At 72.3% G+C, this 22,516-nt stretch carries 18 protein-coding genes; 9 read left to right on the plus strand and 9 right to left on the minus strand.

The annotated features are described in order from the left end of the window. Nucleotides 1-47 precede the first annotated feature (47 nt). The gene (locus tag ACGF3I_RS07430) at nucleotides 48-1,688 is read right to left on the minus strand and encodes an ABC-F family ATP-binding cassette domain-containing protein (RefSeq protein WP_393129637.1); all 1,641 of its coding nucleotides are present in this window, start codon (nucleotides 1,686-1,688) and stop codon (nucleotides 48-50) included. A gap of 459 nt (nucleotides 1,689-2,147) precedes the next feature. On the opposite strand from ACGF3I_RS07430, the gene ACGF3I_RS07435 reads away from it, so the two are divergent. Beyond that, nucleotides 2,148-2,921 (plus strand): thioesterase II family protein, encoded by a 774-nt coding sequence (locus ACGF3I_RS07435; RefSeq protein WP_393129638.1) that lies wholly within the window; start codon nucleotides 2,148-2,150, stop codon nucleotides 2,919-2,921. Nucleotides 2,922-3,040: 119 nt separating this feature from the next. Here the strand turns inward: ACGF3I_RS07435 and ACGF3I_RS07440 are convergent, their stop codons facing one another. Next, nucleotides 3,041-5,023, minus strand: a complete 1,983-nt coding sequence (locus ACGF3I_RS07440; RefSeq protein WP_393129639.1) for a Xaa-Pro dipeptidyl-peptidase — start codon at nucleotides 5,021-5,023, stop codon at nucleotides 3,041-3,043. Nucleotides 5,024-5,235: 212 nt separating this feature from the next. On the opposite strand from ACGF3I_RS07440, the gene ACGF3I_RS07445 reads away from it, so the two are divergent. Together ACGF3I_RS07445 and ACGF3I_RS07450 are read left to right on the plus strand one after the other, a co-directional pair. Next, on the plus strand, nucleotides 5,236-6,741 hold the full coding sequence (locus ACGF3I_RS07445; RefSeq protein WP_393129729.1) for a M1 family metallopeptidase: 1,506 nt from the start codon (nucleotides 5,236-5,238) through the stop codon (nucleotides 6,739-6,741). Nucleotides 6,742-7,127: 386 nt separating this feature from the next. Continuing rightward, on the plus strand, nucleotides 7,128-8,153 hold the full coding sequence (locus ACGF3I_RS07450; RefSeq protein ID WP_393129640.1) for a LacI family DNA-binding transcriptional regulator: 1,026 nt from the start codon (nucleotides 7,128-7,130) through the stop codon (nucleotides 8,151-8,153). A gap of 150 nt (nucleotides 8,154-8,303) precedes the next feature. On the opposite strand, the gene ACGF3I_RS07455 is transcribed toward ACGF3I_RS07450, so the two are convergent. Then, a complete protein-coding gene (locus tag ACGF3I_RS07455; RefSeq protein ID WP_393129641.1) occupies nucleotides 8,304-9,170 on the minus strand; it encodes an oxygenase MpaB family protein in 867 nt (288 codons plus the stop codon). A 355-nt stretch (nucleotides 9,171-9,525) separates the two neighbouring features. Between ACGF3I_RS07455 and ACGF3I_RS07460 the strand changes: the two genes are divergently transcribed. The 3 genes from ACGF3I_RS07460 to ACGF3I_RS07470 all read left to right on the plus strand — a co-directional run bounded on the left by ACGF3I_RS07460 (nucleotide 9,526) and on the right by ACGF3I_RS07470 (nucleotide 12,145). Then, on the plus strand, nucleotides 9,526-9,957 hold the full coding sequence (locus tag ACGF3I_RS07460; RefSeq protein ID WP_393129642.1) for a hypothetical protein: 432 nt from the start codon (nucleotides 9,526-9,528) through the stop codon (nucleotides 9,955-9,957). 286 nt (nucleotides 9,958-10,243) lie between these two features. Then, on the plus strand, nucleotides 10,244-11,224 hold the full coding sequence (sph, locus tag ACGF3I_RS07465) for a sphingomyelin phosphodiesterase (protein WP_393129643.1): 981 nt from the start codon (nucleotides 10,244-10,246) through the stop codon (nucleotides 11,222-11,224). A 165-nt stretch (nucleotides 11,225-11,389) separates the two neighbouring features. Further along, nucleotides 11,390-12,145, plus strand: coding sequence for a MerR family transcriptional regulator (locus tag ACGF3I_RS07470; RefSeq protein WP_393129644.1), 756 nt, complete (start codon nucleotides 11,390-11,392; stop codon nucleotides 12,143-12,145). Nucleotides 12,146-12,189: 44 nt separating this feature from the next. Here ACGF3I_RS07470 and ACGF3I_RS07475 read toward each other — a convergent pair whose 3' ends face one another. From ACGF3I_RS07475 to ACGF3I_RS07490, 4 genes are read right to left on the minus strand one after another with little or no spacing between them, the layout of a single operon-like run. Then, the gene (locus ACGF3I_RS07475) at nucleotides 12,190-14,364 is read right to left on the minus strand and encodes a 3-hydroxyacyl-CoA dehydrogenase NAD-binding domain-containing protein (protein WP_393129645.1); all 2,175 of its coding nucleotides are present in this window, start codon (nucleotides 14,362-14,364) and stop codon (nucleotides 12,190-12,192) included. A gap of 38 nt (nucleotides 14,365-14,402) precedes the next feature. Beyond that, complete coding sequence (locus ACGF3I_RS07480; protein ID WP_393129646.1) at nucleotides 14,403-15,617, minus strand: acetyl-CoA C-acetyltransferase; 1,215 nt, start codon at nucleotides 15,615-15,617, stop codon at nucleotides 14,403-14,405. Nucleotides 15,618-15,656: 39 nt separating this feature from the next. Next, nucleotides 15,657-16,799, minus strand: coding sequence for an acyl-CoA dehydrogenase family protein (locus tag ACGF3I_RS07485; RefSeq protein ID WP_393129647.1), 1,143 nt, complete (start codon nucleotides 16,797-16,799; stop codon nucleotides 15,657-15,659). A gap of 1 nt (nucleotide 16,800) precedes the next feature. After that, a complete protein-coding gene (locus ACGF3I_RS07490) occupies nucleotides 16,801-17,949 on the minus strand; it encodes a CaiB/BaiF CoA transferase family protein (protein ID WP_393129648.1) in 1,149 nt (382 codons plus the stop codon). A 271-nt stretch (nucleotides 17,950-18,220) separates the two neighbouring features. Here ACGF3I_RS07490 and ACGF3I_RS07495 point away from each other — a divergent pair, with 271 nt between their 5' ends. Next, nucleotides 18,221-19,402: a saccharopine dehydrogenase family protein gene (locus ACGF3I_RS07495; RefSeq protein ID WP_393129649.1), complete on the plus strand. Its 1,182-nt coding sequence runs from the start codon at nucleotides 18,221-18,223 to the stop codon at nucleotides 19,400-19,402. Between the two features lie 129 nt (nucleotides 19,403-19,531). On the opposite strand, the gene ACGF3I_RS07500 is transcribed toward ACGF3I_RS07495, so the two are convergent. Beyond that, the gene (locus ACGF3I_RS07500) at nucleotides 19,532-20,236 is read right to left on the minus strand and encodes an endonuclease V (RefSeq protein WP_393129650.1); all 705 of its coding nucleotides are present in this window, start codon (nucleotides 20,234-20,236) and stop codon (nucleotides 19,532-19,534) included. Nucleotides 20,237-20,302: 66 nt separating this feature from the next. On the opposite strand from ACGF3I_RS07500, the gene ACGF3I_RS07505 reads away from it, so the two are divergent. Further along, the gene (locus ACGF3I_RS07505; protein WP_393129651.1) at nucleotides 20,303-20,602 is read left to right on the plus strand and encodes a YciI family protein; all 300 of its coding nucleotides are present in this window, start codon (nucleotides 20,303-20,305) and stop codon (nucleotides 20,600-20,602) included. 43 nt (nucleotides 20,603-20,645) lie between these two features. Here ACGF3I_RS07505 and ACGF3I_RS07510 read toward each other — a convergent pair whose 3' ends face one another. Further along, nucleotides 20,646-21,719, minus strand: a complete 1,074-nt coding sequence (locus ACGF3I_RS07510; RefSeq protein WP_393129652.1) for a WD40/YVTN/BNR-like repeat-containing protein — start codon at nucleotides 21,717-21,719, stop codon at nucleotides 20,646-20,648. A 343-nt stretch (nucleotides 21,720-22,062) separates the two neighbouring features. Between ACGF3I_RS07510 and ACGF3I_RS07515 the strand changes: the two genes are divergently transcribed. Further along, nucleotides 22,063-22,479: an SsgA family sporulation/cell division regulator gene (locus ACGF3I_RS07515; RefSeq protein ID WP_393129653.1), complete on the plus strand. Its 417-nt coding sequence runs from the start codon at nucleotides 22,063-22,065 to the stop codon at nucleotides 22,477-22,479. Nucleotides 22,480-22,516: the final 37 nt, after the last annotated feature.

Consider the following 22,516-nt stretch of genomic DNA (forward strand, 5'->3'; position numbering starts at 1 on the left):
GCGGGCGTACGTCAACCGGCGTACGCCCGCCCGCATATGAGGGGGCGTCAGCGCTCCTCGGTCACCTTGCCGTCCGCGACCTTCAGGCGGCGGGTGGTGTGGACGGCGTCCAGCATCCGCCGGTCGTGGGTGACCAGGAGCAGGGTGCCGGTGTAGGAGTCGAGCGCGGACTCCAGCTGCTCGATGGCGGGCAGGTCGAGGTGGTTGGTCGGCTCGTCCAGGACGAGCAGGTTGACGCCCCGGCCCTGGAGCAGCGCGAGCGCGGCGCGGGTGCGCTCGCCCGGCGAGAGGGAACCCGCGGGGCGCAGCACGTGATGCGCCTTGAGCCCGAACTTGGCCAGCAGCGTGCGGACTTCGGCGGGCTCGGTGTCGGGCACGGCCGCGCAGAACGCGTCGAGCAGCGACTCCTCGCCGAGGAACAGACCGCGCGCCTGGTCTACCTCCCCGACGACGACGCCTGAGCCGAGCGCGGCGTGGCCCGCGTCCAGGGGAAGCCGTTCGAGCAGCGCCGCGAGCAGGGTGGACTTGCCGGAGCCGTTGACGCCGGTGATGGCCACGCGGTCGGCCCAGTCGATCTGGAGCGAGACGGGCCCGAAGGTGAACCCCTCGCGGTGCACCTCGGCGCCGTTCAGGGTGGCGACGACCGCGCCGGAGCGGGGCGCGGAGGCGATCTCCATGCGCAGCTCCCACTCCTTGCGGGGCTCGTCCACCACGTCGAGGCGCTCGATCATGCGCTGGGTCTGGCGGGCCTTGGAGGCCTGCTTCTCGCTGGCCTCGCTGCGGAACTTCTTTCCGAGCTTGTCGCTGTCGGTGGCCTTGCGGCGGGCGTTCTTGACGCCCTTGTCCATCCAGGAGCGCTGCATCTGGGCCCGGCCTTCGAGGGCGGACCGCTTGTCGGCGTACTCGTCGTAGTCCTCGCGGGCGTGACGCCGGGCCGTCTCGCGCTCTTCGAGATAGGCCTCGTAACCGCCGCCGTACAGGTTGATCTGCTGCTGGGCCAGGTCGAGTTCGAGGACCTTGGTGACGGTCCGGGCCAGGAACTCGCGGTCGTGGCTGACGACGACGGTGCCGGCCCGCAGCCCCTTCACGAACGCTTCGAGCCGCTCAAGACCCTCCAGGTCGAGGTCGTTGGTGGGCTCGTCGAGCAGGAACACGTCGTAGCGCGAGAGCAGCAGCGAGGCCAGTCCGGCGCGGGCCGCCTGGCCGCCGGAGAGCGCGGTCATCGGCTGGTCGAGGCCGGTGGTGAGGCCGAGCGACGCGGCCACTTCCTCGGCCCGCTCGTCCAGGTCGGCGCCGCCGAGCGCGAGCCAGCGCTCCAGGCTGTCGGCGTACGCGTCGTCGGCGCCGGGGGCCCCGTCGACCAGGGCCTGGGTGGCGGCGTCCATGGTCTCCTGCGCGGCGGCGACGCCGGTGCGCCTGGCCAGGAAGGCGCGGATCGTCTCGCCGGGGCGCCGGTCGGGCTCCTGCGGCAGGTGGCCGACGCTCGCACCGGGCGGTGAGAGCCGCAGGTCGCCCTGTTCGGGAGTGTCGAGCCCGGCGAGCAGGCGCAGCAGCGAGGACTTGCCGGCGCCGTTGGGCCCGACGAGGCCGATGACGTCGCCGGGGGCGACCACCAGGTCGAGCCCGGCGAACAGGGTGCGGTCGCCGTGGCCGGCGGCGAGGTCCTTGGCGACGAGGGTTGCAGTCATGAGGTGTCCGATCCTAAGCCGTCGGGCCCGAGCGTCGGGCCCGAGGTTCCCCGCCCCGCCCTGCGCCACCGCCGCCCGCGGGCCGCCGGAGCCGCGCCGGGCCGTCAGCACGGGGACGCGACGGCTATCCCGCCCCTGACCTCCCCCGTACGGGCACGGAGAAGCCCGACCCGTACGGGCACGCAGTGGCCCGACCTACCCCGGGCCGCCCCCGTATGACCGGGCGATGGCAGACCCGCCGTGCGCCGGCCCCGCACGATCACCTGACGGCCGGCCCACCCCCAGTCGGCTCCGGACGGTCACGCGGTGGCCAAAACGCGCCGACCGGCACATCGGCCGGTGCCAGACTCCTCCCCCGGGGATCCGGGACGGCGGCACCCGCCGACGCCCGACGGCATCCGCCTCCCCTGCCCTGCCCGGCCCGCACCCCGCACCCCGCACCCTGGAGGTTCCCGCACGATGAGCGCCGCCCCGCCGCCCCGATGGCTCATCGCCGGGCCGCCACGCCCCGGTGCCCCCACGCTCTACTGCTTCGCGCACGGGGGCGGCTCGGCCACGGAGTACCTGCGCTGGGCGCGCGACATGCCGCAGGCCACCCTCCAGGCCGTGCAACTGCCGGGCCGCGGCTCCCGGTACGGCGAGCCGATGTTCCCCTCCATGGAGGCCCTGGTGGCCGCCTTCCTCGCGGAGGTGGAACTCACCCCGGGGCCGTTCGCCTTCTTCGGGCACAGCCTGGGCTCGCTCATCGCGTACGAGATCACCCGCGGACTGCGGGCCGCCGGCCGGCCGCTCCCGGACCGGCTGGTCCTGTCCGGCTATCCGGCGCCGCACCACCGCCACGTCCGCGTCGACGACCCGCTGCACCACCTTCCCGACGACGACCTCATCGAGCGCGTGGCGAAGATCCACGGCGGCATCCCGCAGGAGGTGCTCGACTCGGCGGAGCTGCGGGAGCTGGTCGTCGGCGCGCTGCGGGACGACTACCGCGTCCTGGAGACCTACACCTGGCGCGCGCAGGATCCGCTGCCGGTGCCGGTCACCGTGTTCGGCGGCGAAGCCGACCATGCGCGCGAGGAACTCGACGCCTGGCAGCAGCACACCACCCGTCCATTGACGGTCCGTCAATTCCCGGGCGGACACTTCTACTTGCGCGAGAACCCGGACGCGGTGCTGCATGCCCTCGCGCAGGCGCTGCGGGACGTACCCGCACCCCAGGACCGTACGGCGTACTGAACGGTCCCGGGTCGGACCGCCCGGCGCGGGGCGAAAGCGACGGCCGCCCGGGGGCCGGCGAAGGGGGCGCGGCGTTCGGCCACGCCCTCCCCCGCCGGCCATTCCGGCGCCCCCGGTGATCAGCCCTGCGCCGGCCCGGGAACCCGCCGCGTCATCCGCGGCACCGGCACTCCGCGGGGCGACGCCGGGGCCACGGCCCGGGCGGGGGTGCCCGTGGTGGCCCGGGCGAACGCCTGGGCGCCGCCGACGAACGGCACCCTGGCCGCCGTGCGCGCCAGGTCCACCGTCAGCGTCGGCCTGCTCGCGGCGGGTTCGATCAGCCCGTGGTCGGTGCCCGCGACGATGAGCGCGAGCCGGTGCCCGGCGGGGACCACGTGGTCGGTGGCGGCCAGGTCGAGCGTGATCGTGTACGGCCTGCCCGGCGTCAGGGCGACGCCCCGGGTGGCGGACGCGTAGTGCCCGAGGTCGGCCCAGCCCCGGCTGAAGACGGTGAAGCCGACGTCGGTCCGGTCGGCCGAGGTCGTCAGATAGCAGGAGCTGTCACCCGCCGTGCTCGCCCCCCAGCAGGTGCGGTCGGTCCCGGTGAGGATGCCCTCGCCGGGGCCGGAGTAGTTGCGGATCGTGTCGGGCCCGAGGTCGACGAGGACCGCGGAGAGGTGGGCACTGCTGGTGGTGGGCGTCGCGGTGACGGTCACCCGGGAGGAGCCCGACACCCGCAGGTCGCGGCTGAGCGGCGGGGTCACGAACCCCGCCTTGTCGGGGGTGGACGTGTCGACCTGGGCGGCCCAACTCGTCTCGTCCAGCGCCGGGTTGTCGGTGAACGTGCTGCTGGTACCGGCCGGAGCGGACTTCGGCGAGAGCCCGCCCACGCCCGCGGCGGGTCCGCTCACCGGGTGCACCACGGCGGCGGAGGTGCCGGCCGGCGGCCACACCCGGTCGGTGCTCCACTGGTCGGGGTGGCGCTCGATGTCGGCCATGGGCCGGCGCTCGATGCCGTTGTCGTAGCCGAGCAGATAGTGGTCGAACCACTGGTGCAGGGTGTCCACCCAGGCGTCGCGCCGGTAGTCGAAGGGGTCGACGTGGCCGGTCTGGGAGAGCCAGATCTTCCGCTCGACCCCGTTCTTGGCGAGCGCGTCCCACCACTGGCCGAAGTTCTTCGTCCGGACGTTGAGGTCCTGCATCCCGTGCACCACGAAGACGCTGGCCTTGACCTTGTCGGCCCCGCGCACGTAATCGCGGTCGGTCCACAGCTTCGTCCAGTCGCCGTTGCGCGGCGCCCCCTCGGCGAGCTTGTGCTGCACGGCGGCGCAACGGGCCTGCGCGTCCGGGCTGTCCACGTAACCGGCGAGGTCGTCCGGGCCCCCGTCGTACAGGGCGGCGCCCCTGGCGAAGTAGTAGTCGTACCAGGACGAGATCGAGCTGATCGGCACGATCGTCTCCAGCCCCTCGACGCCCGTGGCAGCCACCCCGTTGGCGATCGTGCCGTCCCAGCTCTTGCCGATCATGCCGGTGCGGCCGTTGGTCCAGCCGGCGCTCGCCCGCTGGGTGCCGGTGCGCGTGGTGTAGGCGCGGGCCCGGCCGTTGAGCCAGTCGACGACCGCCTTCGCGGACAGGACGTCGGAGCGTCCGCCGACGTCCACACAGCCGTCCGAGCGATTGGTTCCGGCCAGGTCCACCCCGACGACGGCGTAGCCGCGCGGCACGAAGTAGTTGTCGTAGTACAGCGGCAGCTGCACGACGTTGCCGTCGGCGTCGTACGTCTTGAGCTGGCTCTCGTTGCCGCGCCCGCAGCACGAGTAGTAGGGGCTCGCGTCCATGATGACCGGCACCTTGCGGCCCTGCTGGGCGGCTTCGCGGGGCCGGACGATGTCGACGGCGACGCGGTCGCCGCGGCCGTCCCCGTCACCGTCGAGGCCGGTGTCGACCCACACGGCCTCGCGGACGGCGTTCGCATACGAATAGACCGGCCGGCTCTCCCTGGCATGGGCCGCCTGCGCGCCCGCCGGAGCGAGCAGCACGGCCGCCAGGGCGGCCACGGCCATGAGGACGAGCGAACGGAGGGATCTTGACCTGTGGCGGGTGCCCCGCGCGCGTATCGGCATGGCCGGAAGGTACTCCGGTCAACTCCCGCGCAGAAGAGGGCAGTCGGAGCTTCGAGGTGGACCAGGAGGCACAAGTCAACATGTCGGCCGAATGGCGATCGTGTGACAGCAGGGGCCATGGACATGACCGGGCCGGCATGGGCTGAATAGGGTCCGAAGAGATCGTTCACCATCGTTCACCCCACGACGACACTGACGACTTGGAGCTTTTCGTGCACCGCAAAATCATCGCCCCGAGCGTGCTCGCCGCGTCCCTGCTGCTGGTGATCCCGGCGTCGGCCGCGGACTTCACGCCGGGCGCCCCGGGCATCGGCGACCCCTACTACCCGGCCAGCGGCAACGGCGGATACGACGTCTCGCACTACGACCTGAAGCTCAGGTACCAGCCGAAGACGGACCTGTTGGAGGGCACGGCCACGCTGCTCGCCACCACGCAGCAGGACCTGTCCCGGTTCAACCTGGACTTCGGGCTCGCGGTCAGCGAGGTGCGGGTCAACGGCACCAGGGCGACGTTCGCGACGTCGGGCAGCCACGAGCTGGAGATCACCCCGGCCACGCCCCTGCCCAACGGCAAGTCGATCACGGTGGTGGTGAAGTACGCGGGCAAGCCCTCCGAGCTGAAGGTCGACGGCTGGACCGCCTGGGCCCGCACGCCCGACGGCGCGGTGGCGGCACAGGAACCGGACTCGGCCGTGTGGTGGTTCCCCTCCAATGACCACCCCCTGGACAAGGCCACCTACGACGTGTCCGTGAAGGTGCCCGACGGCACCCAGGCGATCAGCAACGGCGTGCTGCAGAGCCAGAGTTCGAAGCTCGGCTGGACCACCTACAACTGGCGCTCCAACAAGCCGCAGGCCTCCTACCTGACCACGCTCGCGGTCGGCAAATTCGACATCACCACGGACAGAACGGCGAGCGGCCTTCCGGTCCTCAACGCCTACAGCAAGGACCTGGGCGACAACGACGGCGCGGTGCGCGCCAGCGTCGAGCGCACCAAGGACGTCACCGAGTGGCTTGAGAGCGTGTTCGGCCCGTACCCCTTCAACGCGGTGGGCGGTTACGTCCCGAACGTGCCGAGCCACTTCGCCCTGGAGACCCAGACCCGGCCGTTCTACAGCCCCGCCCAGTTCGCCAACGGCGCCAATGTCTCCGTGGTCGTCCACGAGCTGGCCCACCAGTGGTACGGCGACAGCGTCTCGGTCAAGGGCTGGAAGGACATCTGGGACAACGAGGGGTTCGCCTCGTACGCCCAGTGGCTGTGGTCGGAGAAGGAGGGCGACGGCACCGCCCAGGAGCTGGCGGACTGGGTGTACGCCCAGCACCCCGCCGACGACCCGTTCTGGCAGGTGAAGCCGGGCGATCCGGGCCCGGACAACCAGTTCGACGGCGCCGTCTACGACCGGGGCGCCGTGGCCCTCCAGGCCCTGCGCAACACGGTCGGCGACGCGTCCTTCTTCAAGATCCTCAAGGGCTGGCCGACCGCCCACGCCTACGGCAACGCGGCGGTGGGCGACTTCGTGAAGTACGCAGAGAAGGTCTCCGGCAAGCCGCTGGCCGAGCTCTTCGACACCTGGCTCTTCCAGCCGTCGAAGCCTTCCGCCGCGTCGGCCGCCAAGGCCAGGTTCACCGCGCGCTCAGGCCTCGCCTCCGCCCCCACGGCCAAGCCGGCGGAGCCGAAGTCCTGGAAGAAGATCAAGGAATCCCACGAGCAGCGCTGAGGCGGGGGGCGGGACCCGGGGGGACCGAGGGGCGGTTGGAGCGGGCGGGGCGGGTGAGGGGTGCCGGGTGAGAGCGCTCTCGGGTTTGAGCGGGGTGGGGCGGTTCCCGGCCGCGCCTGGGGTGAGAGCGCTCTCGGGTTTGAGCGGGGTGGGGCGGTTCCTGGCCGCGCCTGGGGTGAGAGCGCTCTCACGCTGAGCCGATGCGGTGCGCGCCGCTCCCGGGCAGCGCTTGAGAGCGCTCTCGCACCGGAGGCGACGTACGGCGGGCCGTCCGACCGCGGGAGGTGAGAGCGCTCTCTCCACGGACCCCCTGGGCAGCCGATACGCTGCCCGGCAACGCTTCCGCCCAGGGGCCGCCCGCGGTCCGCCGATGAGGAGAACCCGCCTTGACCGAGCAGTACTTCGGGACGCGACCCACCCTCGAAGCCGTCGCCGCACTCGCCGGTGTCTCCCGGGCCACCGCGTCCCGGGTCGTCAACGGCGGTACGGGGGTGCGCCCTCCGCTGGTCGACAAGGTGCGCCAGGCAGTCGAGGAGTTGGGCTACATCCCCAATCCGGCGGCCCGTTCGCTGGTGACCCGCCGCACCGGTGCGGTCGCCGTGATCGTCGCCGAGCCGGAGACCCGGTTCTTCTCCGACCCCTTCTTCTCCCAGCAGATCCGCGGCATCAGCAAGGAACTGGCCGCCCATGACAGCCAGTTGGTGCTGCTGCTCGTCGAGGGGCCGGACGACTACGGGCGGATCTCGCGCTATCTGACGGGAGGTCATGTCGACGGCGCGCTCGCGTTCTCACTGCACGACGACGACCCGCTGCCCGCCATCACCCGCGGCGCCGGCATGCTGACGGTCTTCGGCGGTCGCCCCGGCTTCCCCGCGGCCGTCCCGTACGTGGACGCCGACAACCGGGGCGGGGCGCGCGAGGCGGTGCGGCATCTGCGTTCGCTGGGCCGCAGGCACATCGCCCACATCGCGGGCCCACTCGACCAGACCGCCTCCACCGACCGCCTGGCCGGCTATCGGGACATGCTTCCCGAGGCCAACCCCGAGCTGGTGGCCGAGGGCTCGTTCACGGCGGAGAGCGGGGCCCGCGCGATGTCCGAACTCCTCGCGCGCCACCCGGAGTTGGACGCCGTGTTCGCCGCCAACGACCTCATGGCGTCCGGCGCGTTGCGGGTGCTGCGGGAGCACGGGCGCCGGGTGCCGGAGGACGTGGCCCTGGTCGGCTTCGACGACATGGCGTCGGTCGCGGAGGCCACCGATCCGCCGCTGACAACGGTGCGCCAGGAGATCGAGGAGATGGGCCGCCTGATGGCACGGCTGTTGCTGCGCGTCCTCGACCAGGGCGGCACGGAAGCGGTCTCACCCGCCTCGGTAATCACCCCGACCACCCTGATCCGCCGCGCCTCGGCCTGACCTGTCCGTGCCCGCACGCAAGGGGTCCAGCGAGAGCGCGGCCATACCCACGCCGGTCCGCACCTCCCCGAAGGCGCACGCCGCCGAGAGCGCTCTCACGCCGCCTCCCCGGCCGCACCCACACCAAGGCGCAGGACTTCGAGAGCGCTCTCAGCCCACCCTCCCCGAGTGCCTGAACCGCGCCCGGGCCCGGCGGGCCAACGGCAGGTATCGCAACTGCTCCGGCAGCAGGGGCACGACGGTCCGCACTACGCGCCCGAAGCGGCGGAGCGTGCGCTCCTGCTCGTCGCTCCAGTCGAGGCCGATCGCCTCGCGCGCGTCGGGCGGCATGAACCCGATGGTCACGAAGCGGCGGAAGCGGGCCAGCGGGGGCAGCAGCAGCGGCCAGAGCGCTCTCAGGAGCAGCCGCAGAAGCAGCGGGCCCCGGTCGGGCGGTGGCACCGGCCGGTCCGTGGCCACGAGTTCCTCGACCACGACGTTCATCCCGATCTCGTCGGCGAGGACCTTGCGGTAGTAGGGCCAGAATTCCTCGATGGTCGCGGGCATGTCACGGTCGTGGATGCCGAGGATCCGGCCGACCTGGAGCCACTCCGCGTACAGCTTGCGGTGCTGGGCGTCGGTGAACGGGCGGCCCATGTAGTTCTGAGCATGGGCGTAGACGGGGTAACCGGTGGCGTGCACCCAGGAGTAGTAGGCGGGGGTGAGCGCGTGATAGCGGCGGCCGCTGGCGTCGGTGCCCTGGATGGTCTTGTGGAGGTGGCGGAGCCGGCGCCCCTCCTGCGCGGCGCCCTCGCCCCCGTACACCCACAGCTGGACCGACCGCAGAGAGCGCTCCCCGCGGCCCCAGGGGTCGGTGCGGAAGACCGAGTACTGGTCCACGCCGGCGCCGACGGCCGGGTGCGCGACCTGCATGGTGAGCGCGGCGGGCAGGGTGAGGAGCATCCGCACGTCACCCGCAAGACTCCACAGCACGCCCCCCGGCGGGGGCGGGGCGGGCTCGGTGTCGCGGCGGCTCATGGCGGGGCTCCCTGAGGCTGGCGGAGCTGGACGGCTCCCTGAGGCTGGCGGGGCTGATGTGCCCTTCCGTGACGACGGGGATTCCAGTATGCAATGACCGGGTCAGGCATCTCGAAGGGTGCTCAAACACCTGCTGCACCCCCCTCACCCTGTGCACCGCGCCCCCTCGGCCCTCCCCCCCGTGCCGGGCCCGGTGCATCGCGCCGCTCCGCTGTTACGAGACGGTGACAGGACGCCGACAACGCCCTCCGGCGCAGCCCCGTCATACCCGGTGAGAGCGCGCCAAGGCCGCCAAGGGAACTTTCCTCGCTCATGGCGCACAGCCGGACGAACACCCGTCGAGAGGGACACCATCATGATCACCACCAAGCGCCACCAGCTTCGCCTCGCCACCGTCGGCGTCCTCAGCGCCGCCTGCGTCGCCCTGGCCGGTACCGCGATGGCCGCCACCCCCACCCCCGCCCCCGCTTCCGCCCCCGCATCCACCCCGGCCGCCCACCAGGCCGTCGCCGCCAAGGCGGCCATCACCGCCAAGCCGTCGGCCACCACGGTCGGCGCATGGCAGCTGTTCCGCGTCACCGGAACGACCACCGGGCTCAAGGCGGGCAGCAAGGTCACGCTCCAGCAGAAGCAGAACGGCAAGTGGGTCACGCTCCCGGCCTCCGCGCCGATCTCCCGCACCGGCTCCTACTCGCTCGGCGTCAAGCTGGGCCTCAAGGGCAAGAACGAGCTCCGCATCGTCAGCGGCCCGACCGCCTCGGCCGCCTTCACCGTGACCGTGCGCTAGCCGAACCGCGACGGCAGGGGCGGCGGGAGCACCAACGGCGCGGCATCAGCCGCAACCGCAAGATGCTTCCGAACAGGGGCCGCACCACGGCCAGTTGGGGCAAAGGGGGCGCAGCGGGCACGAACCGCCGCGCCCCTCTTCCCACCTCACCTCACCTCACCTCACAAGCGACTTCGGATCGTCGCACCCGCGCAAGACAGGGTGCGCACGGAGGTTACCTCCAGGTAACCGCAGCTGCTTTGATGTGGCGGCCGGTCCCATCCCCACTCCAGACACAGGAGTTCACGTGCCGCACTCCTCGCTCCGCCGGGTCCACGGCGTGGTGCTCGCCGCCGCCCTCTCGGCCGCCGTGACCGCCGCCGCCACTCCCGCATCGGCGGCGGCCGCCGAGCCGCCCCGGCTGAAGGTGCTGACGTACAACACCTTCCTGATGAGCAAGAACCTCTACCCGAACTGGGGCCAGGACCATCGGGCCCAGGCCATACCGGCCGCGCCCTTCTTCCAGGGCAACGACGTGGTCGTGCTCCAGGAGGCGTTCGACAACTCCGCCTCGGACGCGCTGAAGCGGAACGCCTCGGCCCAGTACCCGTACCAGACGCCCGTCGTGGGCCGCGGCAAGGACGGCTGGGACGCCACCGGCGGCTCGTACTCCTCGACCACCCCCGAGGACGGCGGCGTCACCCTGCTCAGCAAGTGGCCGATCGTGCGCAAGGAGCAGTACGTCTACAAGGACGCCTGCGGCTCCGACTGGTGGTCCAACAAGGGCTTCGTCTATGCCGAGTTGAACGTCAACGGTGCCAGGGTGCACATCGTCGGCACCCACACCCAGTCGACCGACTCCGGGTGCGGTGCGGGCGAGGCGGTCAAGGACCGTGCTCTGCAGTTCAAGGCCATCAAGTCCTTCCTCGACGCGAAGAACATCCCGGCGAGCGAGGAGGTGATGGTGGCGGGCGACCTCAACGTGGACTCGCACGGCTCCGAGTACGCCTCGATGCTCGCCAACAGCGGTCTGGTGGGCGCCGACTCGCGGACGGGCCACGCGTACTCCTTCGACACCGCCGAGAACTCGATCGCGCGCTACCGCTACCCGTCCGACCCGAGCGAGGACCTCGACTACGTCCTGCACCTCGCCGGCCACGCCCGCCCTTCCGGCTGGAACAACAAGGTGGTGCAGGAGCCCACCACGCCCTGGACGGTGAGCAGTTGGGGCACCGACTACACCTACACCGACCTCAGCGACCACTACCCGCTCCAGGCCGGCCGCTGACCGTACCGCGCCTCCCCCGGCCCCCGGCCCCACGGCCGTACGACCCGCTCGCCCCGGCCCGAAGAGCCGGGCATACTGAGCAGTGCTGGTGAGACAGCAATACTGTTGCACCGGATCGGCCGCGTACGTGGGCGACGGGAACCAGTGGGGAGGCGAGGCACTGCCATGGCGACGGAGACCGAGGAGCCGACGCTCACGGTGGACGAGCTGGCCGCGCGGGCCGGGGTCACCGTGCGCACCATCCGCTTCTACAGCACGCGCGGCCTGTTGCCGCCGCCGGTGATCGGGCCACGCCGGGTCGGGCACTACGGGCCCGCGCACCTGTCCCGGCTCGCGCTCATCGAGGAACTGCAGCACCACGGGATGACGCTGGCCGCGATCGAGCGCTACCTCCAGCAGTTGCCGGCCGATCTGAGCGCCCACGACCTGGCCATCCACCGGGCCGTGGTCGCCTCCTGGGCGCCGGACTCGGCGGACGACGCGAGCCGCGCCGAGCTGGAACGGCGGGCCGGGCGTCCGCTGTCCGACACCGACCTCGACCGGCTCGCCGCGATGAACGTCCTGGAGCGGATCGCGGGGTCGCCGGACACCTTCCGCGTCGACCCGGGGCTGCTCGCCCTCGGGGTCCAGCTCCTGGACGTGCCGATCGCGCACGAGACGATCCTGGCGGCCCGTACGGTGCTGATGGAGCACGCCCGCTCGGCCGCCCATGAGCTGACCCGGCTCTTCCGCGACGAGGTGTGGAATCCGTACCGCGAGCGGGAGTCGGACCCCGATCACGTCGAGGCGATGAAATCGCTCTCCGCCCATATGCAGCCGATGGTCCTCCAGGCACTGGTCACCGCTTTCCAGCGCTCCCTGAAGGCGGAACTGCGGGCGGCCTTCGGCCCGGCGGACCCCCCGTCGCGCCCGCCGCACTAGGCGCCCCTCCCGAAGGAGGGGCGCCCCCGGGCCCGGCGGAGCGCCTACGCGTCCCGGAACGTCTCGCCCTTCTCCGCCTTCTCGACGAGCAGGGCCGGCGGCTGGAAGCGCTCTCCGTAGCGCTCGGCCAGCTCGCGGGCGCGGGCCACGAAGCCGGGCAGGCCGCCCTCGTAGCCGTTGATGTACTGCAGGACGCCACCGGTCCACGCGGGGAAGCCGATGCCCATGATGGAGCCGATGTTGGCGTCGGCGACCGAGGTGAGCACGCCCTCCTCGAAGAGGCGCACGGTGTCGAGGGACTCCGAGAAGAGCATGCGCTCCTTCATGTCCTCGAACGGGATCTCGGCTCCCTGCCGGGTGAAGTGCTCCCGCAGGCCCGGCCACAGCTTGCCGCGCCTGCCGTCGTCGCCGTAGTCGTAGAAGCCGCCGCCGCCGCTGCGTCCGGTACGTCCGAACTCGTCGACCATGCGGTCGATCACCGCGTCCGAGGGGTGGCCGGGCCAGACGCCGCCCGCCTCCTCGACGGCCCGCCGGGTCTCGTTGCGGATCTTGCGGGGCAGGGTCAGCGTCAGCTCGTCCATCAGGGAGAGGACCTTGGCCGGGTAGCCGGCCTGGCCCGCCGCCTGCTCGACGGAGGCCGGTTCGATGCCCTCGCCGACCATCGCGACGCCCTCGTTGATGAACTGCCCGATCACGCGCGAGGTGAAGAAGCCCCGGGAGTCGTTGACGACGATCGGGGTCTTCTTGATCTGCCGGACGAGGTCGAAGGCGCGGGCCAGGGCCTCCGCGCCGGTGCGCTCACCCTTGATGATCTCGACCAGGGGCATCTTGTCGACGGGTGAGAAGAAGTGCAGGCCGATGAAGTCGGCCTGGCGCGAGACGCCCTCGGCGAGGCCGGTGATCGGCAGCGTCGAGGTGTTGGAGCAGAGCAGCGCGTCCGGGGCGACGATGTCCTGGATCTCCTGGAACACCTTGTGCTTGAGAGCGGTGTCCTCGAAGACCGCCTCGATGACGGCGTCGCAGCCGGCCAGCGCCTGCGGGTCGGCGGTCGGCGTGATGCGGGCGAGCAGCGCGTCGCGCTCGGCCTCGGTGGTGCGTCCGCGTGAGAGCGCTTTCACGAGGAGCTTCTCCGAGTACGCCCTGCCCTTGTCGGCGGCCTCCTGGGACACGTCCTTCAGGACGACCTCGATGCCGGCCCGCGCACACGCGTACGCGATGCCCGCGCCCATCATGCCGGCGCCGAGGACCGCGACCTTGCGGACCGGGCGCGGCTCGATGCCCTGGGGGCGGCTGACGCCGGAGTTGACGGCCTGGAGGTCGAAGAAGAACGCCTGGATCATGTTCTTCGAGGTCTGCCCGGTCACCAGCTCGGTGAAGTAGCGGGCCTCGATGGTGAGAGCGGTCTCGAAGTCGACCTGGGAGCCTTCGACGGCCGCCGCCAGGATGTTGCGCGGCGCCGGGTAGGGCGCGCCCTGGAGCTGCTTCTTGAGGTTCGCCGGGAAGGCGGGCAGATTGGCGGCGAAGCGCGGGCTGGACGGGGTGCCGCCGGGGATCTTGTACCCCTTGACGTCCCAGGGCTGCTGGGACTCGGGGTGCGCGTCGATGAAGGCGCGCGCCTTGGCGAGCATCTCCTCGGGCGTGGCCGCGACCTCGTGCACGAGACCGTTCTCCAGGGCACGGCGCGGGGAGTACTGGGTGCCCTGGAGCAGCACCTTGAGCAGGGCGTCCGCGATGCCCATGAGGCGTACGGTACGGGTCACGCCGCCGCCCGCCGGGAGCAGACCGAGGGTGACCTCGGGCAGGCCGATCTTGGAGCCGGGCGCGTCGAGGGCGACCCGGTGGTGGGAGGCGAGGGCGATCTCGTAACCGCCGCCCAGGGCCGCGCCGTTGATGGCCGCGACGACCGGCTTGCCGAGCGTCTCGATACGGCGCAGCGACGCCTTGATGGCGGTTCCGGTGTCGAAGGCCTGCTGGGCGAGTTCGGGGCCGACCCGGATCATGTCCTTGAGGTCACCGCCCGCGAAGAAGGTCTTCTTGGCCGAGGTGTAGATGATGCCCCGGATCGAGTCCTTCTCGGCCTCCGCGCGCTCCGCGACGGCGGCGATGGAGTCCTTGAACGCCTGGTTCATCGTGTTGGCGGACTGGTCGGGGTCGTCCAGTACGAGGGTGACGACGCCGGTCTCGTCCTGTTCCCAGCGGATGGTCGTGCTCTTCGTCATTGCTGAAATCTCCGTGTGAGGGGTGCCGGGACGGACGGTCAGAGACGCTCGACGACGGTGGCGATGCCCATGCCGCCGCCGACGCAGAGCGTGGCGAGGCCGTAGCGCAGGTCGCGGCGCTCCAGCTCGTCCACGAGGGTGCCCAGGATCATCGCCCCGGTCGCGCCGAGGGGGTGGCCCATGGCGATGGCGCCGCCGTTGACGTTGACCTTGTCGAGGCTGAGGCCCATGTCCCTGACGAAGCGCAGGACGACGGCGGCGAACGCCTCGTTGATCTCGACGAGGTCGATGTCGTCGATGGTCAGGCCCGCCTTGGCGAGCGCCTTGCGGGTGGCGGGCGCGGGGCCGGTCAGCATGATGGTGGGCTCGGAGCCGGAGACGGCGGCCGAGACGATGCGGGCCCGCGGGGTCATCCCGTACCGCTCGCCGACGGCCCTTGAGCCGATGGCGACGAGGGCCGAACCGTCCACGATGCCCGAGGAGTTGCCCGCGTGGTGGACGTGGTTGATCTCCTCCACCCAGTGGTACTTCTGCAGGGCGACGGCGTCGAAGCCGCCCATCTCGCCGATGCCGGCGAACGACGGCTTGAGGGAGGCGAGCGAGTCGGCGGTGGTGCCGGGGCGCATGTGCTCGTCGTGGTCGAGGACGACGAGGCCGTTGCGGTCCTTGACGGGGACGACGGAGCGCGCGAAGCGGCCGTCCTTCCACGCCTCCGCGGCCCGCTCCTGGGACAGCTCGGCGTACTCGTCCACGTCGCGGCGCGAGTAGCCCTCGACGGTGGCGATGAGGTCGGCGCCGATGCCCTGCGGGGCGAAGTTGGTGGTGAAGTTGGTCATCGGGTCGGCGAACCAGGCGCCGCCGTCGGAGGCCATCGGGACGCGTGACATCGACTCGACGCCGCCCGCGAGGACCAGGTCCTCCCAGCCCGAACGTACCTTCATGGCAGCCATGTTGACCGCTTCGAGGCCCGAGGCACAGAAGCGGTTCTCCTGGACGCCCGCGACGGTATCGGGCAGTCCGGCGGCGATCGCGGCGATGCGCGCGATGTCGGATCCCTGGTCGCCGACCGGGCCGACGACGCCGAGCACGATGTCGTCGATGGCCGCCGGGTCGAGGCCCGGGAAGCGTGCCTGGATCTCGTGGATCAGGCCGACCACGAGGTCGATCGGCTTGGTGCCGTGCAGGGCGCCGTTCGCCTTGCCGCGTCCGCGCGGGGTGCGGATCGCGTCGTACACATACGCTTCGGTGCTCAACGTCAGGCCTTTCGGATGAGGGTGGTGCGGGGAGCGGGGTCAGCCGAGCAGGGAACGGCCGATGATCTCCTTCATGATCTCGGTCGTGCCGCCGTAGATGGTCTGGATGCGGCCGTCCGTGAAGGCCTTGGCGACCCGGTACTCGGTCATGTAGCCGTATCCGCCGTGCAGTTGGAGGCAGCGGTCGGCGACGCGCTTTTGCAGTTCGGTCGCCCACCACTTGGCCATCGAGGCGTGCACCGCGTCGAGTTCGCCGTTGGCGTGGTCGGCGATGCAGCGGTCGAGGAAGGTCCGGGTGACGGCGCACTCGGTGGCCATCTCGGCGATCTCGAACCGGATGTGCTGGAGTTTGGAGAGCGGCCGGCCGAAGGCCTCGCGCTCCTTGACGTAGTCCGTGGTGATCTCCAGGAGGTGTTCGGCGGCGGCGATACCGGCGACCGCGATGCCCATCCGCTCCTGTGCGAGATTGGTCATCAGATGGAGGAAGGCGCCGTCCCGCTCGCCGAGGAGATTGTCCTTCGCGACGCGTACGTCGTGGAAGAACAGCTCGGCCGTGTCCTGCGACTTCTGTCCGATCTTGTCGAGGTTGCGACCGCGCTCGAAGCCCTCCGCGCCGCGCTCCACCACGATGAGGGAGAGGCCCTTGGCGCCGCCTTCCGGGGTGGTCCTGGCGACCACGACGACCAGGTCGGCGAGGATGCCGTTGGAGATGAACGTCTTGGAGCCGTTCAGGAGCCAGTGGTCGCCCCGGTCCTCGGCGGTGGTGCGGATGCCCTGGAGGTCGGATCCGGCGCCCGGTTCGGTCATGGCGATGGCCGTGATCAGGGAGCCGTCGCAGAAGCCGGGCAGCCAGCGCCGCTTCTGCTCCTCGGTGGCGAGCCCGGTCAGATACGGCCCGACGATGTCGTTGTGCAGGCCGAGCGCGAGCCCGGCGGCCCCGGCGCGGGTGAACTCCTCGGCGAGTACGGCGCTGAAGCGGAAGTCGGCCTGCCCGCCGCCCCCGTACTCCTCCGGCACGGCGAGCCCGAGCAGCCCCTGCCGGCCGGCCGCGAGCCAGGCCTCGCGCGAGACGATGCCGTCCTTCTCCCACTGCTCGTAGTGCGGCAGGACCTCCTTGGCGAGGAAGGTGCGGACGGTCTCGCGGAACGCCTCGTGTTCGGCGGTGAAGATCTGCCGTTTCAACTCAAGCCTCCTGTACGGGAGTTGGTGCCGGGGCCGCCGCGAGTGCCGGCAGGTCCCAGTCGCGGGCGACGTCCGCCGTGTGGGCGCCCGGCAGAGCGGGGGGCCTGCGGACGGAGCCGGGGGTGGCGGAGAAGCGGGGGGCGGGCGCGGGCTGGGTGAGGCCCTCGTACGCGGTGAAGGTGTCACGGGCCGCGAGATGCGGGTGGTGCGGCGCCTCCGTGAGGGACAGGACGGGCGCCACACAGGCGTCCGACCCCTCGAAGACGGCCGTCCACTGTGCGCGGGTGCGGGTACGGAACCGGTCGGCGACGGCGGTGCGCAGCTCCGGCCAGCGGGCGAGGTCCTTGCGGGCGGGGGCCAGGTCCCCGATGCCGAGCAGCCGGACGAACTCGTCGTAGAACTGCTGCTCCAGGGCGCCGACGGCCATGTACTGGCCGTCCGAGGTCTCGTACGTGCCGTAGAAGGGGCAGCCGCCGTCCAGGAGGTTGACCCCGCGCCGGTCCTGCCAGCCGCCGGCCGCCATCATGCCGTGGATCATGGTGGCGAGGTGGGCGGTGCCGTCGACGATGGCGGCGTCGACGACCTGGCCGGCCCCGCCGTTCCGGGCGTGCTGGAGGGCGGCGAGGACGCCGATGACCAGGTAGAGCGAGCCGCCCGCGTAGTCGCCGACGAGATTGGCCGGGACGACCGGCGGCCCGCCCGCCTCGCCGATCATGCCGAGGGTGCCGGTCAGGGCGATGTAGGCGATGTCGTGTCCGGCCCGCTGGGCGAGCGGTCCGTCCTGGCCCCAGCCGGTCATCCGCCCGTAGACCAGCCGGGGATTGCGGGCCAGGCACTCCCGCGGTCCCACGCCGAGGCGCTCGGCGACGCCGGGCCGGTAGCCCTCGATGAGCAGGTCGGCGCGCTCGACGAGGTCGAGGACGAGGCCGGGGCCCTGCGGCGCCTTGAGGTCGATGATCACGGAGCGCTTGTTGCGGTTGGTCAGGTCGTACGCGGGATCCACCGCGAGGCCGGCGCCGCCGGGGCGGTCCACGCGCACCACGTCGGCGCCGAGGTCGGCGAGGAGCATGGCGGCGAACGGGCCGGGCCCGATGCCCGCCAGCTCGACCACGCGCACCCCGGCGAGCGGGCCGGTTCCTGTCGCTGTCATCAAGCCCCCAGCACTGTGACACAACTGATGTAACATCAATGATGCTAAGAACACGTTCCACTCCGCACAAGCCCCCATGAGCAACCGCTCAGCATGTCCCCGGCCCACCGGAGGCGCGGTTGCCCCGATACGCCGGGCTTGCCCGCCGCCACTCCTGCGGGTGATGAGCGGGCCACCGGGGCCGGGTGCCCCGGGCGGTGGCCGCACGCTAGCCTCACAACCCGGCATCGGCCGACGGCATCACCCGGCAGCAGACCTGCGGAGGCACACGGTGGAACCCTCGAAGCGGACCTACGACATCGTGCTGTTCGGCGCGACGGGCTTCGTCGGGGCGCTGACCGCCCAATATCTCGCGACCCACGCTCCGAAGGACTGCCGGTGGGCCATCGCCGGACGCAACCGCACCAAGCTGGAGCGGCTGCGCGAGCGGCTCGCCGAGCTCGACCCGGCGTGCGCCACCCTGCCCCTGCTCACCGCCGACTCCCACGACGCCGCCTCGCTGCGCGCGCTCGCCGAGTCCTCGCGCGTGGTGGCCACCACCGTCGGCCCCTATGTCTGGTACGGCGAGGGCCTGGTCGAGGCGTGCGCCGAGGCGGGCACGGACTATCTCGACCTGACGGGCGAGCCCGAGTTCGTGGACTCCATGTACGTACGCCATGACGCGCGGGCCCGCGAGCGCGGTGCGCGCCTCGTGCACGCCTGCGGGTTCGACTCGGCGCCGCACGACCTGGGCGTCCGGTTCACGGTGGACCAGCTGCCGGCCGGGGTGCCGCTGCGCGTCGACGGCTTCGTGCGGACCAACGCGACGTTCTCCGGCGGGACGCTCGCCTCCGCGCTCACCGCGCTCGGCCGGGGCGCGCAGACCGCCCGGGCCGCCCGCGAGCGCCGACTGCACGAGCCGCGCCTGGTGGGGCGGCGGGCCCGCGCCCCGCTCGGCGCCCCGCACTTCAGCAAGGAGACCGGCACCTGGGCGCTGCCCATGCCCACGATCGACCCGCAGGTCGTCGCCCGCTCGGCGGCGGCCGACGAGCGCTACGGGCCCGATTTCCGCTACCGGCACTTCGCATCGGTCAAACACCTGCCGGTGGCGATCGGCGGGGTGGCGGCGGTGGGCGCGGTCGCGGCGGCAACTCAACTGCCGCCCGCACGGGCGTGGTTGATGAGCCGTTACGAAGCGGGCAACGGCCCCGACGAGACACGGCGCCGGCGCAGCTGGTTCACGGTGCGCTTCGTCGGAGAGGGCGGGGGCCGCCGGGTGTTCACCGAGGTGGCGGGCGGCGACCCGGGGTACGACGAGACGGCGAAGATCCTCGCCGAGGGTGCGCTCTGCCTAGCGTTCGACGAACTGCCCGCCCTGGCAGGGCAGTTGACCCCGGCGACCGCGATGGGCCCGGAACTCACCGCGCGGCTGCGGTCCGCCGGGATGCGCTTCCGGGTGGTCGACACCCGCTGAACCCGCGTGGTCCACTCCCGCTGGGCCCGAGTGGTCGGCACCCCCTGGGCCCGCGTGGTCGACACCCTCTGAACCCGGGCCGGAGGCGCGCCCCTTGGCCATGGTCAGCACCCCCGGCCCGGAGGCGCCTCAGACGCCGAGCCCCTGGGCCTCCTTGAGCGCCCTGCGGCACAGCGAGTCGGCGTGCCGGGTGGTCTCGGGGAGCCGGTAGCGCCGGGCGAGTGCGAGGGTGTGGGCGCAGGCGCCCTCCAGGCTCACCCGGTGGCCGACCGACACGAAGACCGGCTTGGTCGCGTCCTGGGTACGCAGCGCGCGGCCGACCACGGTGCCGTCGTCGGCCAACAGCGGTGTGCTGTCACCGCGTTGGGGGCCCGGCTGGTCGAAGCTGAAGGTGAACGGGTTCTTGGCGACGCCCACCACGGGCAGCCCGGTGAGCACACCGAGATGACTCGCGAGGCCGAAGCGGCGCGGGTGGGCGAGCCCGTATCCGTCGCAGACCACCAACCCCGGTCCACGGACCAGGAGTTCGAGGGCGGCGAGCACGGTGGGGATCTCCCGGAACGCGAGCAGACCGGGGACGTACGGGAAGGCCACCCTGCCGACCGCCGTCGCCTCGTCGACGACCTCCAGACTCGCCGCGTCGAGCACCACGGCCGCCGCGACCACCAGGTCCCGCTCGTCGTCGTACGCCACGTCGACCCCGGTGACGAGGCCGTGTCCCGGGGCCGGCCCCGGCTCGTCGAGCACGACCCGGTCGCGCAGCTCGTCCTGGACGGCCAGGGCCGCCGCCTCGTCCCCGGGCCAGCCGTCCGGAATCCCCGTGATGATCTCCATGGCGCCCCAGCGTAGGACACCGGGACGCCCGCGCCCGGCCCCGTCGGCCCGAGTAGCCTGGCGATCATGTTCGTACTTGAACTGACCTACACCGCCCCCCTCGACCGCGTGGACGCGCTGCTCGGCGAGCACGTCCACTGGCTGGACGCGCAGTACGCGGCCGGCGTCTTCCTCGCCTCCGGACGCAAGCGGCCCCGGGACGGCGGGGTCATCTTGGCGGTGGGCGACGACCGCGGGGCGATGGAGCGGCTGGTGGCGAGCGACCCGTTCCGGGTCCACGGCCTGGCCACCTACCGGATCACCGAGTTCTTCGCGACGAAGGTCGCCCCCCAACTCGCCGCCCACCAGCAGCAGTTGCCGGGCTGACCGGACGGTCGGCGGTCGGTCATACGGCCAGCGCCGGCGCCGCTCAGTGGTCCAGGCGGGCCACCCGCCCCTTCTCCCCCGCCGCCCAGCACGCGCCGTCCGGCGTGCAGTCGACGGTGTCGTAGGAGCCGGTGTCGACCGTGCGCCAGGTGCGTCCGCCGTCGCGGGTCAGATCGGTGCCGGTGGGCCCGACGGCGAGGGCGGTCGTCCGCGAGCGGGCCCGCCAGGCGACGCCCGAGCGGTAGGCCGCGACGGGACCGGCCGCCTGGCGCCAGGTCCGCCCGCCGTCGCCGGTGAGGGCCGCGGCCCGGGGCGAGGGCTGGTCGGCGCGGTAGTCGCCGCCGACCGCGATGCCGTGGTCGCGGTCGCGGAAGGCGAGGCCGAACACCCCGCGGGCCGCGTCGCCCGCCGGAATCGACGACTCGGCGGCCGTCCAGGTCAGCCCGCGGTCCCCGGAGTGCAGGACGCGGCCGGTCGCGCCGCCGCCGGTGGCCAGCCACACGTCGTGCGACCCGTAACTCACCAGGCACTGCCCACTGGCCGCGAACCCGGCCTCGCCGGGCTGCGCGGCCGGCATCCCCCGGTCGGGCAGGACCTTCCAGGACCGGCCGCCGTCCGCGGTGGACAGGATGCGGTACTTGCCGTCCACCGGGTCGCTCATCGCCAGGCCGTGCCGCGAGTCGAAGAAGGTGAGGCAGTCGTAGAACGCCTTCGGATCGGTGTTGCGGAACGACTCGGTCCAGGTCGCCCCGCCGTCGTCGGTGCGGTAGACGCGGGACGCCTCGCCCTCGCCGATCGCCAGGACCACCGCACGCCGCCCGTCGAAGGCCTCGACATCGCGGAACTCCAGGTTCCCGGCTCCGGCCGGCGACACGTTCCGCCAGGTGCGGCCCCCGTCGGAGGTCCGCAGGACGGTCCCCTTGGTGCCGGCCACCCACGCCGTGGACCGGCTCACCGCCGCGAGCCCCCTGAAGCGGGCGTCGGACGCCGTGTTCTTGAGCTGCCACACCGGATCGCGGTGGCCGTGCGCCTGTGCCGGAGCGGCCGGCGCCGCCGCGAGCGCCAGCACGCCGAGCCCCACCGACAGCACACGTCTCGTCTTCCCCATGGACTTCATGGCGTCGGAAGCTAGCCCAGCACCTCCCGCCCGTCCAGGGTGCCTACGCTCCGACGCCCGGCGCCGCCGGACCGCACGGCGTACACGAGGTGCGCCGCGACCCGTGCCGCGCTCGTACGGGCGCCGCGAATACGGGGAGGGAAGTGACGGGGGGTGATCCGTGCGGCGCCGTGTGACGGACGGGAGCCGGGGAACCAGCAGCACAGGGGGCGACACGGATGCCGGCTCGGTGTCGGCATACGGCAGTGACGCAGGTCACGTGGACCTCCGGTGCACGCAATCCCGCGTTTCGACGTCTTTCCGGTCGGCAGGAGAGAACCCCCGAGGCTGAGGGAGCAGGGCTTTGTCCACCGTCATCGAGCAGCCCGTCCACGTACGCATGATCGCGTCCGCGCCCCGCATGGACACCGTGCCCGCGACGCTGCGCTACGACCCCGAGGACCCCTTCGCCGTGCACATGACGTTCCCGGCACCGGCCACCCTCGAAGGCACCGAGGTCTCCTGGGAGTTCGCCCGCGAGCTGCTCGAAGCGGGCATCGACGCGGCGGCCGGGGTGGGTGACGTGCGGGTGCGGCCCTACGGCTACGACCGCACGGTGCTCGAATTCCACGCCCGCGAAGGCGTCGCCATGGTCCACATCCGCACCGTCGAGCTGCGCCGCTTCCTCCAGCGCGCCCAGCTCCTGGTGCCCACCGGCCTCGAACACCAGCACCTCGACCTGGACCGCAACCTCACCGCGCTGCTCCGCGACGCCTGCTGACCACGCGCCCGCCCGCTCACCCGTCACGCCTTCGGCG

Source organism: Streptomyces sp. NPDC048111 (assembly GCF_043202815.1).
GTDB lineage: Bacteria > Actinomycetota > Actinomycetes > Streptomycetales > Streptomycetaceae > Streptomyces.